Origin of the sequence: Posidoniimonas corsicana (assembly GCF_007859765.1) — a bacterium.
GTDB classification, from domain to species: Bacteria; Planctomycetota; Planctomycetia; order Pirellulales; family Lacipirellulaceae; genus Posidoniimonas; species Posidoniimonas corsicana.
In genome coordinates this window covers 163,546-178,697 of record NZ_SIHJ01000005.1, presented here as the reverse complement: position 1 = coordinate 178,697, position 15,152 = coordinate 163,546, and the positions used below count along the sequence as shown (strand labels likewise).

The 15,152-nt window shown below is 67.8% G+C and carries 18 protein-coding genes; 8 read left to right on the top strand and 10 right to left on the bottom strand.

All coding sequences use genetic code 11. From position 1 onward, the window contains the following. Positions 1–21: 21 nt before the first annotated feature. A complete protein-coding gene (locus KOR34_RS23985) occupies positions 22–558 on the bottom strand; it encodes a sigma-70 family RNA polymerase sigma factor (protein WP_146568670.1) in 537 nt (178 codons plus the stop codon). A gap of 257 nt (positions 559–815) precedes the next feature. Between KOR34_RS23985 and KOR34_RS23980 the strand changes: the two genes are divergently transcribed. The 4 genes from KOR34_RS23980 to KOR34_RS23965 are packed head-to-tail and all read left to right on the top strand — an operon-like array spanning position 816 to position 3,364. Further along, a complete protein-coding gene (locus KOR34_RS23980; RefSeq protein ID WP_146568669.1) occupies positions 816–1,307 on the top strand; it encodes a hypothetical protein in 492 nt (163 codons plus the stop codon). A 3-nt stretch (positions 1,308–1,310) separates the two neighbouring features. Next, positions 1,311–1,721, top strand: coding sequence for a TadE/TadG family type IV pilus assembly protein (locus KOR34_RS23975; RefSeq protein ID WP_146568668.1), 411 nt, complete (start codon positions 1,311–1,313; stop codon positions 1,719–1,721). Positions 1,722–1,760: 39 nt separating this feature from the next. Continuing rightward, positions 1,761–2,777 (top strand): VWA domain-containing protein, encoded by a 1,017-nt coding sequence (locus KOR34_RS23970; protein ID WP_146568667.1) that lies wholly within the window; start codon positions 1,761–1,763, stop codon positions 2,775–2,777. Positions 2,778–2,791: 14 nt separating this feature from the next. Further along, positions 2,792–3,364, top strand: a complete 573-nt coding sequence (locus KOR34_RS23965) for a TadE/TadG family type IV pilus assembly protein (RefSeq protein WP_146568666.1) — start codon at positions 2,792–2,794, stop codon at positions 3,362–3,364. On the opposite strand, the gene mqnE is transcribed toward KOR34_RS23965, so the two are convergent. The 5 genes from mqnE to ubiE all read right to left on the bottom strand — a co-directional run bounded on the left by mqnE (position 3,361) and on the right by ubiE (position 7,928). Beyond that, the gene (gene mqnE, locus KOR34_RS23960; RefSeq protein ID WP_146568665.1) at positions 3,361–4,521 is read right to left on the bottom strand and encodes an aminofutalosine synthase MqnE; all 1,161 of its coding nucleotides are present in this window, start codon (positions 4,519–4,521) and stop codon (positions 3,361–3,363) included. The two genes, KOR34_RS23965 and mqnE, sit on opposite strands and share 4 nt — an antisense overlap. Positions 4,522–4,576: 55 nt before the next feature. Continuing rightward, complete coding sequence (locus tag KOR34_RS23955; RefSeq protein WP_146568664.1) at positions 4,577–5,026, bottom strand: hypothetical protein; 450 nt, start codon at positions 5,024–5,026, stop codon at positions 4,577–4,579. A gap of 237 nt (positions 5,027–5,263) precedes the next feature. Next, positions 5,264–6,247, bottom strand: a complete 984-nt coding sequence (locus tag KOR34_RS23950; RefSeq protein ID WP_146568663.1) for a 4-hydroxybenzoate octaprenyltransferase — start codon at positions 6,245–6,247, stop codon at positions 5,264–5,266. 208 nt (positions 6,248–6,455) lie between these two features. Beyond that, positions 6,456–7,103, bottom strand: coding sequence for a flavin prenyltransferase UbiX (locus KOR34_RS23945; protein ID WP_146568662.1), 648 nt, complete (start codon positions 7,101–7,103; stop codon positions 6,456–6,458). 90 nt (positions 7,104–7,193) lie between these two features. Then, a complete protein-coding gene (ubiE, locus tag KOR34_RS23940) occupies positions 7,194–7,928 on the bottom strand; it encodes a bifunctional demethylmenaquinone methyltransferase/2-methoxy-6-polyprenyl-1,4-benzoquinol methylase UbiE (RefSeq protein WP_146568661.1) in 735 nt (244 codons plus the stop codon). A 150-nt stretch (positions 7,929–8,078) separates the two neighbouring features. Here ubiE and KOR34_RS23935 point away from each other — a divergent pair, with 150 nt between their 5' ends. After that, the gene (locus KOR34_RS23935) at positions 8,079–8,849 is read left to right on the top strand and encodes a 2-phosphosulfolactate phosphatase (RefSeq protein ID WP_197531705.1); all 771 of its coding nucleotides are present in this window, start codon (positions 8,079–8,081) and stop codon (positions 8,847–8,849) included. A gap of 101 nt (positions 8,850–8,950) precedes the next feature. On the opposite strand, the gene KOR34_RS23930 is transcribed toward KOR34_RS23935, so the two are convergent. The 4 genes from KOR34_RS23930 to aroC form a co-directional block, all read right to left on the bottom strand. Next, positions 8,951–9,571, bottom strand: coding sequence for a DUF2617 family protein (locus KOR34_RS23930; protein ID WP_228714754.1), 621 nt, complete (start codon positions 9,569–9,571; stop codon positions 8,951–8,953). A gap of 157 nt (positions 9,572–9,728) precedes the next feature. Further along, entirely contained in the window at positions 9,729–10,466 is a 738-nt protein-coding gene (locus tag KOR34_RS23925; RefSeq protein WP_146568659.1) for a CPBP family glutamic-type intramembrane protease, read from the bottom strand. 106 nt (positions 10,467–10,572) lie between these two features. Next, positions 10,573–11,820, bottom strand: a complete 1,248-nt coding sequence (locus KOR34_RS23920) for a hypothetical protein (RefSeq protein WP_146568658.1) — start codon at positions 11,818–11,820, stop codon at positions 10,573–10,575. A gap of 80 nt (positions 11,821–11,900) precedes the next feature. Beyond that, positions 11,901–13,040: a chorismate synthase gene (aroC, locus tag KOR34_RS23915; RefSeq protein ID WP_146568657.1), complete on the bottom strand. Its 1,140-nt coding sequence runs from the start codon at positions 13,038–13,040 to the stop codon at positions 11,901–11,903. 268 nt (positions 13,041–13,308) lie between these two features. Here aroC and KOR34_RS23910 point away from each other — a divergent pair, with 268 nt between their 5' ends. The 3 genes from KOR34_RS23910 to KOR34_RS23900 all read left to right on the top strand — a co-directional run bounded on the left by KOR34_RS23910 (position 13,309) and on the right by KOR34_RS23900 (position 15,056). Then, entirely contained in the window at positions 13,309–13,887 is a 579-nt protein-coding gene (locus tag KOR34_RS23910; protein WP_146568656.1) for a hypothetical protein, read from the top strand. Between the two features lie 9 nt (positions 13,888–13,896). Next, positions 13,897–14,415: a hypothetical protein gene (locus KOR34_RS23905; RefSeq protein WP_146568655.1), complete on the top strand. Its 519-nt coding sequence runs from the start codon at positions 13,897–13,899 to the stop codon at positions 14,413–14,415. 266 nt (positions 14,416–14,681) lie between these two features. After that, positions 14,682–15,056, top strand: coding sequence for a hypothetical protein (locus tag KOR34_RS23900; protein WP_146568654.1), 375 nt, complete (start codon positions 14,682–14,684; stop codon positions 15,054–15,056). The last annotated feature ends 96 nt before the right edge of the window (positions 15,057–15,152 follow it).

Genomic DNA, 15,152 nt, shown 5'->3' with positions numbered 1-15,152 from the left:
AGGTCGATGCCACCGCGTTTGTTACACGCTGCGCTCGATGCACTCCCGCAGCACGGTCCGCGTGCGGCGGAGCAGCGTCTTCACGCCGTCGGCCTTCATGCCGAGCTGGTCGGCGATCTGGTCGCGGCCGAGGCCGTCCTGGTAGGCGAGGTCGATCGCCTGGCGGGCGCGGCCCTCGAGCTTCTCGGTGCACGCCCGCAGCGCGTCGGCGAACGCCTGCCAGCCGCTCTGCTCGACCCGCTCGGCCCACACCGCCTGGGCGGCGTCGATCGCCACGGTGCTGACCTGCCGCTTCTGGCGGCGGCGGAGCATCAGCAGCTGGTTGCGGGCGGTGGTGCGGAGGTAGGCGGCCGTCTGCGGCGGGGACTCGTGCCGGAAGCCGCTGCGGGCCAGGGCCAGGAAGGTCTCTTGGGTCAGGTCGTCCGCCTCGGCGGCGTCGGCGCCCAGGCACCGCAGCAGCCTCCATACGCCGCTCTGGTGCTCGCGCACCAGGGCAGCCAGCGTCGGGGTCGACTCCGTGTCGGGCGGGGCGTCGGGCGCCTGGCTGAGTGCGGTCATGACTGCAGTAGTGCCGGGGGGGACCAAGAGGGTTCAAGAAACCGTGAATCTAGCCCATTTGACGGCTGGGGCATCCCGCAAGTTCCCGCCGCCCCGCGGACAGACTGGCGGGGTTAGGCCGTTTGAGGCGGACCCCGGCGGCGCCGACGCCCGGATCGTCCCGGCCGCGGGCCCCGTGTCGGGGCCGGCTGAGGATTCGCAAGATAGGCTTGCTTAACGCTTATTGACGGTCTCGGCCGCTAACCCCCGCAACCTCCATGACCCAGACTACCGCCCCGCAAGAGGACCAACCGGAACGGCGCCAGAAGGGCGCCCTGCGGCTGCCGGTGCAGAAGGTGATCGCCGCGCGGATGATCGTGAAGTGGCTCAGCGCCGCGCTGGTCGCGATCGTGCTCACGATGGTGTTCCAGTGGTTCGCCGACCCGACCGCCCCCGCCGAGCAGCAGGAGCGGGTGAGGGCGTTGACCTGGGGGCCGATGGCCGTGGCCCTGCTGGCCACGGCGCCGATGGCGGCGCTCGACATGGCCCGCTTCTCGCACTCGTTGGTTGGGCCCGTGGTCCGGCTGCAGCGGCTGGTGGGCGAGCTGGCCGACGGCAAGGCGGTCCCCAAGGTCACCTTCCGCAAGAACGACCACTGGCACGACCTGGCCGCCGAGTTCAACCGGCTGTCGGCCGAGGTCGCGCGGCTGCGTGAGTTCGAGGCCGCCCACCGCGCCGCCGATCCCGACGACCAGCTGGTGGAGGTCTAAGCCATGCCGCACCACCGACGAAACAACGCCCCCGCTGCGCGACGCGGCACCGCGACCGTCGAGCTGGCGGTCTGCCTGCCGGCGCTCGTGCTGCTGGTGTTCGGCTCGATGCAGGCGTGCGACATGATCTACCTGAAGCACAGCCTGATGACCGCCGCGTACGAGGGCTCGCTCGAGGCCGCCCGCCCCGACGCGAGCGACTCCACGGTGCAGGGCCGGGTGGAGCAGGTGCTCGAGCTCCGCGGCGTTGAGAGCGGCTCTTGCACGATCACCGCGGACGAGCCGATCGAGGTGCTCCCCGTTGGCGAGGAGATCCGGTTTGTGGTGCGTGCGCCGGTCGCCGCCAACCTCAAGTTCCCGGCGTTCTTCGGCACGCCCAATCAGCTGCGGGTCCGCTTCGACTGCTCGCGGTAGTCGACCGCCCGTTTGCCCGTCACCCCCGACCGACCCACCATGCCCCACACCCTCCGCCACTGCCGCCGCGGCGCGATGCTGCCGCTGATCGCGTTCCTGCTGCCGGTGCTGGTCATCTTCCTCGGCTTCGCGGTGGACCTGGCGTACATGCAGAACGCCCGGCTCGAGCTCCGCGCCACGACCGACGCCGCCGCCCGCGCGGCGGCAACCACCTTGTCTCGGACCGACAGCGTCGGCAAGGCCAAGCGGGCCGCCAAACGCATCGCCCGCCGCAACCGGGTGGCCGGCCTGGGGCTGGAGCTGCGCGACTCGGACATCGAGTTCGGCCGCTCCGAGCCGGACCGCAAGGGCCGCTACCATTTCACGCCGGGCGCCGAGCCGCTCAACGCGGTCCGCGTGACCGGCGACCGCACCGCGGGGTCGCCGACCGGCTCGGTCGCGTTGTTCTTCAGCAACCTCTACGGCGGCAAGAGCTTCGAGCCCACCTTCGTGTCGACCGCCAGCTTCCTGAGCGTCGACGTCTGCCTGGTGCTCGACCGGTCGGGGTCGATGCGGGGGCAGAAGCTCCGCGACCTGCAGGACGCGGTCGAGGTGTTCCTGCAGGAGCTGGAGAGCACCAACGCCGTCGAGCAGGTGGCGCTGGCCAGCTACTCTAGCAGCGCCAAGACCGAGCTCGGCCTGACCACCGACTACTCAGAGGTCCGCAAGAAGGTCGACAAGTTCAACGCCAGCGGCATGACCGCCATCGGCGAGGGCCTGCGGCACGGCATCAAGGCGGCCATCGGCCCCGGCCACCGCGTCACGGCCGAGCCGATGATCATCCTGATGACCGACGGCCTGCACAACACCGGCATCGGCCCCATGAGCTACGCCGACGACGCGGCGGAGGAGGGCATCAAGGTGTACACGGTCACGTTCGGCGCTGGCGCCGACAAGAAGCTGATGCGCGACGTGGCGTCCGCGACCGGCGGCCGCTACATGCACGCCGACAACCGCGAGGAGCTGATCGCCGTGTTCCGCGAGCTGGCCGCGCAGGCCTCGCAAATCACCAACTGACCCACGCCGCACCCATGCCGAAGCACCGCTACCCCCCCCGCGCCCACTACGCCGTCCGGCGGCGTGGCGCCACGATCGTCGAGTTCGCGCTCACCGCGCCGATCCTGCTGATGCTGGTGTTCGCCGGCATCGAGTTCAGCCGCGCCAACATGCTGCTGCACACCGCGGCGATCAGCGCGACCGAGGGCGCCCGCAAGGGGATTGTCTCCGGCGCCACGGCCAAGGACGTGAAGGAGGCGGCGTTCGCCGAGCTGCAGCCGCTGGGCATCCGCTCCGCCCGCGTGATCGTCAAGCCGGACGAGATCAATCCCGAAACCGACATGATCACGGTCGGCGTCTGCGTGCCGCTGACCACCGACAACTTCTACATGACGCCCAAGTTCTTCCTCGGCGAAGACGTCATCAAGGTGGTGTCCATCACCCGCGAGGCGAAGAGCGGCAAGGACGCCAAGGCCAAGGCCGCCGCCGCCACGAAAAGCGTCGCCGCGGACCTGGCCGGCGGGCTGGGCGACGCGATAGGCGACGTGCTGGACGATCTCTTGCCTGGGCTGCCGCTGGGCGGGGACGACGACGATGACGATGACTAGGCGTTGACCGCGATCTTCTCGCCCAGCTTCCAGCCCTCCGCGCCGCGGTCGACGCGGCGGTACAGCGTGTCGCGCTCGATCGGCTCGCGGCCCGCCTCGCGGATCAGCCGCTGGATCTGCTCGACGCTCATCACTTCCGGCGTGGTGGCGCCGGCGTCGTGGTAGATCAGCTCGTGCCGCACGGTGCCGTCGATGTCGTCGGCGCCGTAGGCCAGCGACAGCTGCGCCGTGCCGACCCCCAGCATGATCCAGTACGCCTTAATGTGGTCGATGTTGTCCAGCATCAGCCGCGCGATGGCCATCTGCCGCAGGTCCATCAGCGCCGACGGCTTCTTGATCTTCCGCTCCTCGCCCAGCTTGTTGTTCTCTGGGTGGAACGCCAGCGGGATGTAGGTCTGGAAGCCGGCGTGGCCCTCGGCGTTCATCGCGTCCTGGTGGTCTCGCAGGCGGATCAGGTGGTCGATCCGGTGGTACGGCTGCTCGATGTGCCCGTACAGCATGGTGCAGTTGCTGCGGAGGCCCAGGCGGTGCGCCTCGCGGTGGGTCTCGAACCAGCGGGACGAGTCGGCCTTGTGCTCGCAGATCTGGCCGCGGATCTCGGGGTGGAAGATCTCCGCGCCGCCGCCGGGTAGGCTTCCCAGGCCGGCCTCCTTCTGGTCTTCCAGCACCCAGCGGATCGGCTTCTTGGTGAGCCGGGCGAACCAGTCGATCTCGACGGGAGTCCACGCCTTGAGGTGCAGGCTGGGGTAGTTGTCGTGCAGCAGGCTGACCACCTTGCGGTACCAGTCGTACTTGGCCTGGTGGTGCAGGCCGCCGACGATGTGCATCTCGGTGCAGCCGTTCTCGGTCGCCTCGGCGCCCCGCTTGAGGATCTCCTCGTCCTGCATCCAGTAGCCCTTGGCGTCCCGCAGGTCGGAGCGGAACGCGCAGAACGTGCAGCGGTACACGCAGATGTTCGTGGCGTTGAGGTGCGTGTTGATGTTGTAGTAGCCGGCATTGCCGTTCTTCCGCTCGCGGACAATGTTGGCCAGCTCGCCCAGCTCCGGCAGCGGGACTTCGGGCGACTCGAGCAACAGGCCATCGTCGAACGTGAGCCGCTCGCCGGCTTCGACTTTGTCACGGATCGGGGCGAGGATGTCGGAGGAAGGGCGGGGCATGAAGAATTGCAGATTGGGGATTTTGGATTGCGGATTCAGTGTGAAATGCTTGGTGTCAGGGTCTGTAATCGCAGCATCTGGAGTTTGGCTGTACTCGTACGATCGTGACTCCTTCAGCATTTTCTGGTGCAAGTACGACCGACTTTTGCGTGACATCGCTGATCAGGTGCAAGAGCTCAATCAAATCATCGAGCGCGGCTTGGTCCACGATCTCGCGGGGGTCGATGTCGAACTCAACTTCCTCGTCAGTGAAGAAGTGACAGTTTACTTGAATACCTTTGTAGTCGAACGCTCGGAAGTAGGTGGCGTCGCGCGATGTCCTGCCGAAAAAATCGTTGTCCAGAGGGTGCGGGATATTGGCGTGCTTAGAATCTATCTCGTTTCGAATCTCGAATTGCCGAAGCGCCGCAAGAACTTGATTCCACTCCTTGATGGTTGTGTTGAAGACGTAGATGTCGAGCCAGTGGCCGAACCATTCGAACTCAGACCGACAGTCGTGGTACATGAGCTCACTCATATTAGAATCTTCGCCAACGGGCATAGACGCCGTGGTCTAGGGTTGCGGCCGGGCAAGCAACACGAGCTAGGATTCTACCCTGGGTTGGCAAGTCATCGGTGTTTATCTGCGTTCATCTGTGGTTCATTTTAATGGCCACCGATGAACACGGATTAACACAGATCTGGAAAGGGCATGGGGCTATTCCCTAGGTCGGTATCATCGGTGTTCATCCGCATCCAACATTTACACCATCAAATCAATCGCCCCCACCACCAAGAGCCCCAAACTGATCACCGCGTTCACGTTGAAGAACGCGAGGTTCACCTTCTCTAGGTTGTCGGGGCTGACCAGGCGGTGCTCGTAGACCAGCAGGATCGCGGCCGCCGCGATGCCGAGCCAGTACAGGCCGCCGAACGGTGGGTACACCAGCGGCAAGAGCGCCAGCAGCACCACGGTCGCCGCGTGGCAGGCGGCCGCCAGCCGCAGCGCGCCGGGCACGCCGAGCCGGGTGGGCACGCTGTTGAGCTTCGCCTGCCGGTCGAACTCGTAGTCCTGGCACGCATACAGGATATCGAATCCCGCCACCCACGTCAGGACGCCGCCGCCCAGCACTACGGCCGGCAGCAGGTCGAGCGGGTGATCCATCACCGCCTGCCCGCGGATGGCGATCCAGGCCGCGATGGGCGACATCGCCAGCGCCGCCCCCAGCCAGAAGTGGGCCAGCGAGGTAAACCGCTTCGTGTAGCTGTACCCGCACAAAAACAGCAGCACCGGCACGCTCAGGTACAGCGGCAGCCGGTTGGGCAGGAACAGCAGCGTGCTGGCGATGAACCCTGCCGAGCAGAGAACCGCGAACAGGGTCACCTGACCCACGCTCAGGATCCCAGCCGGCAGGTGCCGCCCCGCGGTCCGCGGGTTGCCCGCGTCGATCTTGCGGTCCACCAGCCGGTTGAACGCCATCGCCGCCGAGCGGGCGAACACCATGCAGAGCAGGATGCCGAGGAGTTCCTGCCAGCGGATGTCGAACGGGACGCTCCGCTTGGTGAACAGAACGGTCGGTCCGTCAGCGCCACCCAGGAGCGGACCCGCGATCGTACTTGCGGGGACCGGCGGCTCGAACGCCCGGACATGCCAAGCCATCAACGCAGCCAGCAATGCGAACGGCAGCGCGAAGATCGTGTGGCTGAACCGGATCAGCGACAGCAGGTGTTTGGTGGTTTGCAGCATGCGGGGGTGGTGATCCGGCTATGGCCTGAAAGGCCATGCTATCTACAGCCCGGGGCAACGCCCCGGGTGATCGGTCGGCGGTTGTTGTTGAGCCCTGAAGGGGCGCGCTACCAGTAGCGCGCCCCTTCGGGGCTTGGGTGTTTGATGGCCGGGGTCCCAGGGCTGGCGCCCTGGGCTGTGGTAGCGCGCCCCGTTGGGGCTGTGTTGGCTAATCCTCACCCCACCGTTTCATCAGCGCGTTGTGCACGCCGAGCTGGTCGCAGATCCGCGCCACGACGAAGTCGACCAGGTCGCACAGGTTCTGGACGCCGTGGTACCAGCCAGGGGCGGCGGGCAGGATCACGGCGCCGGCTTCTGCCGCGCGGCGCATGTTGTCGATGTGGGTGAGCGAGATCGGCGCCTCGCGGGGCACAAGCACCAGCTGGCGGCGTTCCTTCAGCTGCACCTCGGCGGCGCGCTGGATCAGGTTGCCGGCCGAGCCCGCCGCGATCGCGCTGAGCGTGGTGCCGCTGCAGGGACAGACCGCCATGCCGCCGGTCAGGAACGAGCCGCTGGCGATCGGCGCCATGAAGTCGTGGTAGCTGTGGCAGTGCAGCTCGCCCGGCGTGGGCGCCGCGCCGGCAATCGCCGCGCGGCCGGCCAGCAGCGGCGTGCGGTCGGGCGACAGGTCGGCGGCGGTCAGGTGGTTGAGGTCGAGCGTGAACCCCAGCTCCTGCTTCACCACCGCCGCTCCCGACGGGCTGACCGCCAGGTGCACGTCCCGCCCGGTGGCCAGCAGCACCTCCAGCAGCCGCACGGCGTACACCGCGCCGCTCGCGCCGGTGACGCCAAGGATGATCGGGGCTTGATCAGTCATAAGCTCAACGCCAAAGAGCCGAGAGCGTCAGCTCTCGGAGCCGCAAGAAGGTTGAGGTTGAATAGGAGAGAACTGACCCAACGGCCAGCATTACTTGGTTCCGACGTACAGCGTGGCGACGCCGAAGGTCATCGGGTGGAACTTCACGTCGCGGAGGCCGGCGGCCTCCATCCGCTCGGTGAGCTGCTCGTACTCGTAGAACTGGCCCACGCTCTGCGGCAGGTACTCGTATGCGGCGCTGTTGTTGCGGGCCAGCGCCTGGCCGATGCGGGGCAGCACGTTGCGGAAGTACCAGCCGTACAGCCCGCGGAGCGGCTGCCGGCGGGGGGTGGTGAACTCCAGCACGGCCACCTTGCCGCCGGGGCGGCAGACGCGGGCCATCTCGCGGAGGCCCTGGTCGGTGTCCGCCACGTTCCGCAGCCCGAACGCCACGCTGACAATCTGGTACGCGTCCGACTCGAACGGCAGCGCCTGGGCGTCGGCCTCCACCCAGCTGACGTGGTCGTTCACGCCGGCGGCCTCGCCCTTCTTGCGGGCGATGGTCAGCATCTCGGGGCAGAAGTCGGACCCGGTGATCGCCAGGCGTCCGCTGGCGGCCCGTTCGTAGGCCAGGGCCAGGTCGCCGGTGCCGGTGCACAGGTCGAGGATCGGCGCGTCGCCGCTGGGCGGCACGAGGCGCACGGTTCGCCGCCGCCAGTAGCGGTCGATGTTGAGCGAGAGCAGGTGGTTCAGCAGGTCGTAACGCGGCGCGATCTCGCCGAACATCCGCTGCACGCGGTCGTTCGACTTGTCGACGCCGTCGCCCGTGGCGACGGCTGGGGGCATGGCGGTTGGTTTCCGGGCACGGTCAGGGGGAATGCGTTATGCTGCTTCAATAGACCCGCACAGCGGGCGGTTGTGCAACCGGCGGCCCGGGGGCGGACCCGCGGATCGGCCGCGCCGGCGGGCATGTCTGCAAGGATCGGAACCTATCGTATGACCTCGCTCCCGGATTTGTCGGTCCACTACCTGCCCCAGTTCGTCGCGGAGCACGATTTTGTCGGCGGCACGGTCGTGGTGATCGACCTGCTGCGGGCGTCCACCACCATCTGCCACGCCCTGGCGGCCGGGGCCCGCGAGGTGACCCCGTTCGTCGAGGTGGACGACCTGCTCCGCGCGGCCGACGGCCGCGACCGGGCCGGCCTGCTGCTGGGGGGGGAGCGTGGCGGCGAGCTGATCGAGGGCTTCGACCTGGGCAACTCGCCGAGGGACTATACCCCCGAGGTGGTGTTCGGCAAGCAGATCCTGTTCACCACCAGCAACGGCACCCGGGCGCTGCACCACGCGCGGCTGGCCGCCAAGGTGGCGGTCGGCTGCCTGGCGAACCTGTCGGCGCTGACCGAGTCGCTGTCGCACGACGTCGACGTGCACCTGTTGTGCGCGGGAACCAACGGGCACGTGTCGCGGGAGGACATCCTGGCGGCCGGGGCGATCGCCTACGAGCTGACCAACAACGACCGCCCCGCGCGGCGCCTGAACGACGCCGCCGAGTCCGCCCGCGGCGAGTGGCAGGAGCTGCTCACCACCGCCCGCTCGGCCGACCGCACCGCGGACGAGCAGCTGGCGGTCGAGCTGCGCGACACTCCGCACGGCAAGACGCTGATCAAGCTCGGCTTCGAGACCGACCTGGCGCTGTGCGCCCGCCGCGACGCCGCGGCGTTGGCGCCGATCTACGACCCACGCTCGGGCCGCATCACGGCGGTGTGAGCGACCGCGTAGGCCGGAACAAACGCAGCCCGGTTCCGGCATTGTCGGACGGAATACGCCGGAACTGCGCTGGCGCTTGTTCCGGCCTACGGGAGAGCTTGCTACGGCAACTTGAAGACCGACTGCGTCTTGACGATGGCGTAGTCGTCCGGGAAGGTGTGCAGCGCCTGCACCAGCATCGAGCGGTCGCGTGACTGCACGTTGACGTAGCTCAGGGCGCCCAGGCCGAAGCGGCCGCTGGAGTCGAACTGGTGCAGCATGCCCTCTTTGGCGCCGGCCAGCTTGATCTCGTCCTGGAACGTGTAGAAGGTCTTGGCGTCGACCGAGTCGAGCGAGAAGTCGACTTTGTAGGTCACGCCGCCGCGGCACTCGACCTGGTCGTTCTGCTGGCCGCGGAGCGAGTGCGACATCAGCCGCCGGCGCTCGGGCAGCAGGTCCTGCGCGGAGGTCGCGACCTCGGTCAGGATCAGCCCGTCGTGCCGCCACTCGATGGCGTGCCCGGCGCTGGTGATAGCGACCGTGGCCTCGTAGCCGCCGTGCTCGGCGTCACCGCGGACGATGGTGCGTCGCTTGTAGGCGTGGAAGAGTTCTGGGTGCAGAGTCCTCCCGTACAGTTGGAAGACCAGCTCTGCAATCTTTGGCCGTGTTGATAGCACGTGTCCGTCCTCTTCCGCCAGCATCGCCTGGGGGCGTTCGCCGCGACAACCGCGTCGATGAGTCAATTATACTCGCGCCGCGCAGAGCGAACAAAGGTCGATTGAGAATGTTTCCTGGGATCGTTCTTTCCCCTTGACAACAACTGGATTGTGGGGGCCGCGCGGCGGCGCCGGCGCCCCTATTCGGAGGGGATTGTTTTCTGCTCCGCGCCGCGCTACGCGTCTACCACGCGACCACGCCGGTGACGATGTCGTACACCGCGTGCGCGCCGGTCGCGACGCCGAAGCCGCGGTACAAGAAGATCGCCGCGAACAACATCCCGGCGACCGTGCGGAACAGGAACACCGACAGACGGAACGCCTCGCCGTGCGCGCCCAGGTGGTGCGCGCCGGCGAACATCAGGCTCGACACTACGACCGCCAACAGGATGGCGCGCGGCCGGGGCAGCGTGTACGCGAACATCGCGATCAGCGCCGGCAGGAGCAGCAGACGAAAGAGGGTCTCTTCGTAGATGCCCGCGCCGACGTACTCGATCACCTGCTGCATCAGCCGTTGCGCGGGTTCGACCGCCAGCGCGATGCGGTGCTTGTCGCCCGGCGCGGCGGCGGACAGCAGCGGCGCGAACGCCGAACCGAGCAGCCGCAGCGCCATGCCGATCAGGATCGACTCGCCGAGCATCCCCAGCAGCACGCCGCGCGGGACCTTCCAGGGCTGGCGCGACCCGTGGTGCCACGCCAGCAGCACGCCCACAATCACCACCGGCAGCACCAGGCCGCTGCCCAGGCCCAGCACGCCCAGCCAGCCCCGCATCCACACATCGGCCCCGTTGCGCGGCGCGTCGGGGAAGGCCCACACGCCGGCCTCATACAGCACCAAGAGGGGCAGCACGAACATCAGGCAGACCAGCGGCCGGCGCGTCTCGTTCCAGTAGCGGCGGAAGGCGGCCGCGTCGAGCTTCACGTTCGATTCCCCGCGGCGGTTGGGAGGGTTCGGTCGGTAGTCGCTCCTGCCTTGCAAGCAGGAGCGGCTTGGCGAGCACGCCCGCAGCCCCGCGCGGAGCCGGACGCTACCTGCGCAGTGCTGGTTCTTGCTTGGGCAGCTTCTCGAGCAGCGCGACCGCCCGTGGGCAGGCGTACGGGGTGGCGGCGTCGGGCGTCTTGACCAGCGGCAGCAGCGCGTCGAGCGGCACGGGCTTGTCGCCCGCGGCGGTCAGCATCGGCTCGCCGCCGCGGAGCATCAAGGCCGGCCCCGCCGGTTCGCCGGCGGGCGGGAGCAGCCCGGTCACGCGGCAGCCGGCGCCGTCGAGCTGTAGCCGGAAGGCGAGCTGGTCGAACGCCACGGTCTCGCCCGGGTACGCTCCCTGCTTCCCCGCGGCGACAAACGCCTCGAGCATGGGGCCTGCGAGCAGGCACTTGGTCTGCCAGCGGGCGTGGTCGGCGAACCACCAGGAGGCCTCGCCTGCGCCGGCGCGGATCGACACGTCGAGGCTCGTGAGCCGCGCATCGCGCCAGGCGACATTGGCCGCGGCGAGCTCCGCCGGCAGGTGCGTGCGGACGCCGGCCTCGGCGGGGGTGAGCGTGCGGAGGTCCACGCCCCGCAGCTCGCCCTTCACGCGTCCGGCGCGTGACTCGAGTTCGAGCGTTACTTCCCCGGCGACCTTGGCGGCGGCGCCGAGGTCGGCCGGCAGCGGCGTCAGCGACGCCAGCTTCGACCACGCGATCGGCCGCTCGCCGGTCTGCAGCGTGAGCCGGGTCGCCGGCGGGTCGACCTGCCGGTTGCGGACCAGACGCAGGCTGCGCCCGGCGGGGGCCGACTCGGCGAGCGTCCACACGCGGCAGTCGGGGCTGGGCGACTCGGCCGACAGCCGCGCGGCGGCGGCCAGCAGTTCGTCGCCGCAGCGGACCTCGGCGAATTCGATCGAGGCGATCCGTGCGCCGACCACGCGGAGCGACTCGCAGAGCAGCTCGCCGGCCGTGTTCAGCCGGCCCTCTTCGATCCGCAGCACGCCGGCCTGACCCACCAGCCCGTCGGCGCCCTCCGCGACCCGCAGCGCGTCGAGCGTGGCGACCAGCGCGCCGGTCTCGGGGTGGAGGACCCGCAGGTTGGCGAAGCTGCGCTCGCCCGGCCGCGGCGTTGCGCAGCGGCCGCACTCGATCCGCACGCCCAGCCCGCGGGCGACGCCCGCCAGCTGCGTCTGGGAGTAGTCGGGCCGCATCCGCCAGGCGATCGCGCCGACCACGCCCGCGGTTGGCAGCAGGCAAGCCAGCAGGAACAGCGCCCGGCAGAGCCGGCGTTGGGTCGTTTGATGGAGCAAAGCAGCGGGGCCGGTGGGCGCCGGCCCGGAGTCGGAGGTCGGTGGATCGCGGGACGCCGACGGACCGCCTTCCCCCGGGGCTACTGCTCTCGGGCCATCTGGAGGAAGAGGTCGTAGCGGGCCTGCATCTCGCGGAGGCTGTCGCCTCCAAATTTATCGACCAACGCGACAGCAATCTCGAACGCAACCACGTTCTCGATGATGACGCTAGCAGCCGACACCGCGCAGACGTCCGATCGCTCGTAACTTGCTTCCTGCGGCTCTTTTGTCTCAAGATTCACGCTGCCCAGCGGCTTGGCGAGCGTGCTGATGGGCTTCTTGGCGGCGCGGACCACCAACGGCTGGCCGTTGGTCATGCCGCCTTCGAGCCCGCCGGCGTTGTTCCGCGGCCGGGTGAAGCCAAGATTAGGCGAGTCGCGCTGCGCGGGGTCGAATTCGATCGGGTCGTGCACCTCGGAGCCGGGCAGGCGGGCGGCCTCGAAGCCCATGCCGATCTCCACGCCCTTGATTGCTTGCACCGCCATCACCGCCTGCGCCAGCCGGCCGTCGAGCTTGCGGTCCCACTGCGCGTGGGTGCCCAGGCCGAACGGCAGCCCCTCAACGCGGACCTCCATCACGCCGCCCAGCGTGTCGCCGGCCTTGCGGGTGCGGTCGATCAGCGCCTTGATATCGGCGTCCTGCTCCGGGTTGAGCGAGTAGATGATGCTCGACTCGCGGAGCTTGCGGAGCTCGTCGATCGGACCGGCGACCGGGGCGATCTTCTCGCCGCCCAGCTCCACCACATAGCCGATCACCTCGATGTTGAACGCGCTGAGCAGCTGCTTCGCCAGGCCGCCGGCGGCGACGCGGACCGCGGTCTCGCGGGCGCTGGAACGCTCCAGGATCGGCCGGATGCCGCCCAGGTGCTTGATGCTGCCGGTCAGGTCGGCGTGCCCGGGCCGGGGGCGGGGCAGGTCGTCGAGCCGCTCCAGCTTGTAGTCGCGGTTGGGCACCTCCAGCACGATCGGCGAGCCGAGCGACTGGCCCTTCCAGATGCCGGTGCGGACCTGCACCTGGTCGGTCTCAATCCGCTGCCGCCCGCCGCGGCCGTAGCCGCCCTGGCGGCGGCGAAGCTCGTTGTTGATCGGCTCGGGGTCGATCGTGACGCCGGCCGGGAAGCCGTCGACCAACGCGATGAGCGTCTGCCCGTGGGATTCGCCGGCGGTCCAGTAGCGTAGCATTGCAGGGGAGGGGAGCGGGTTCAGCGGGAGGGTGAGAAACCTACAGTTTACTTGGCGGGGCCGGATTCGACTATCGGGAGCCATTTCCCCCGGGGTTTAGGACCAATAACCGGCGAGCCACGCCCCGCCGGTAGCCCCACCGGTTGGCCCCAGATATCCGCTCGCACAACGAATTACGGGAAGCGATAGCCGCCGCTTCTCCACGACGATCCGCGCACGCTGGCCGCTGGCAAGGCGTGGCTCGCCGGCTACTTGTTACAGTGAGGCAATGCGTTCTTCGGCAGACCCCAACCCGTACGCGTCGCCCCAGGCAGAGGAGCAGCCGCCCGAGCTGGCCGACGTTGACGACCTGAAGGACGACCGGCTGCTGGTGACGCCACCCAAATGCACGCTTCCTCTCCGGTGTGTTTACTGTAATCAGCCGGCGACAAGGGTAATTACCTCAGGCGGGTATTGGTGGTTTTCATGGCGCGGATTGCAAGGAGCAAGAGTTCGGTGGGCTATCTGTGAAGATCACAAGCGGAGAATAGATCGTCAGGAAATCGCGTTTGTGTATGCGATGTGGGCAATCCTTGGTGTCTGCGGCGTCGTTCAGCTGTATGGGTATGTCTTCCCTGGCCAGCAGCCCTGGATCGAGGAGCTACCGGGGCAGATGCTCTCTTGGCTTATTTGGCCCGTTCTTATCTACCAGCACTTCATTCGCAGGAGACTTCCCAATCGCCTCGAACCGCTCTCCATATCCAAGGCGAATTCATCAGTTGCATACCTGAAGCACGCTGGCCGGCCGTTCCTCGACAGCCTGGCGGACGGTCGTGAAGGGTTTCTCGTGGTCGACAAGGTTCCGTAGGTTGATGTGGTGGCCGATCCAGAGAGCACCAACCCGTACGCTTCGCCTCAAGCCGAGGAGCAGCCCGGCGATGCGCCGGCGTGGGACGCCTGGAGCGATGGGCAGCTGGTCGTGACGCCGCCCCGGTCGGAGCTGCCGATGCGGTGCTGGGTGTGCAACGCGCCGGCCACGCGGCGGCGGGCGCTGCGCAAGACCGGGTGGTTGTCGCTGGAGGGGATCGTCAACATCTCGGTCGAGTGGCACTTGTGCGACGCCCACCACTTCCGCCAGCGGCTGCTGTGGGTGGCGGCCGCGGTCGCGGTGGCGGTGCTGGCGATTCTTGGGCAGGCGCTCGCCGGATGGATGGACTTCGGCCCGGGCATCGTGATGCTGGGCTACCTGATGATCGGCGGGGCGTTCGCGGCGCTCTCCTGGGCCACACGCCACTGGGCCGGGAGGCAGGCAACCGTCGCCCAAGCCAGCCCACACCGCGTGACGCTCAAGGGGGCGGGGCCGGCGTTTCTAGAGAGCCTCAAACGCCAGCAGTAGCCGGCGCCGTTCTCACTAGCCGACGGATTACATCCGTCGGAGGACCACCAAGACGGCTTCCATTGATGGTGACGTCGCGCCGGTGCATCCGATGGATGTAATCCATCGGCTAGGGGCGTTGCTGTGCTCGCAACGCAACGGCTCCAACTAGAATACCAGCTATGCCGTGCTACCTCCTCACCTACCACGCGTACGGATCTTGGATGCCTGATCGGCCGCAAGGGTACGTGCGTCGTGGTGAAGGAGTATTGTCGCCAGACGAAGCCATGGCTGATCAATACCGCGCGAATGCGAAACGCGGCGAGGTTTCTTTTTCAACTCTGCAGCAACAGCTAATCATTCTCGGTTTGCTCGATGCGTCCAGGTACGTCGCGTGTGAGATCCATGCGGTAGCGACCGAGCCATCACACTTTCACGTGCTGGCAAGCTGGCGAGGAGAACGCAGCGGCATGTTGGTCTCAAACAGCTTACGAGGGAGGGTCAAACGAGAACTCAATACAACTGAGCATCGACGATGGCTCGCTCGGGACGCCTCTCGCCGACAGGTCAAGAGCCGCACCCACTTTGAACACCTGATGGAGACCTATCTGCCGAAGCACGGCGGCTTGAAGTGGAATCAGCAGCAAGGGATTTACGAGTAGATTGTTCTCACTAGCCGACGGATTACATCCGTCGGAGAACCACCAACACGGCTTCCAATGATGGCGACGTCGCGCCGGGGCATCCGATGGATGTAA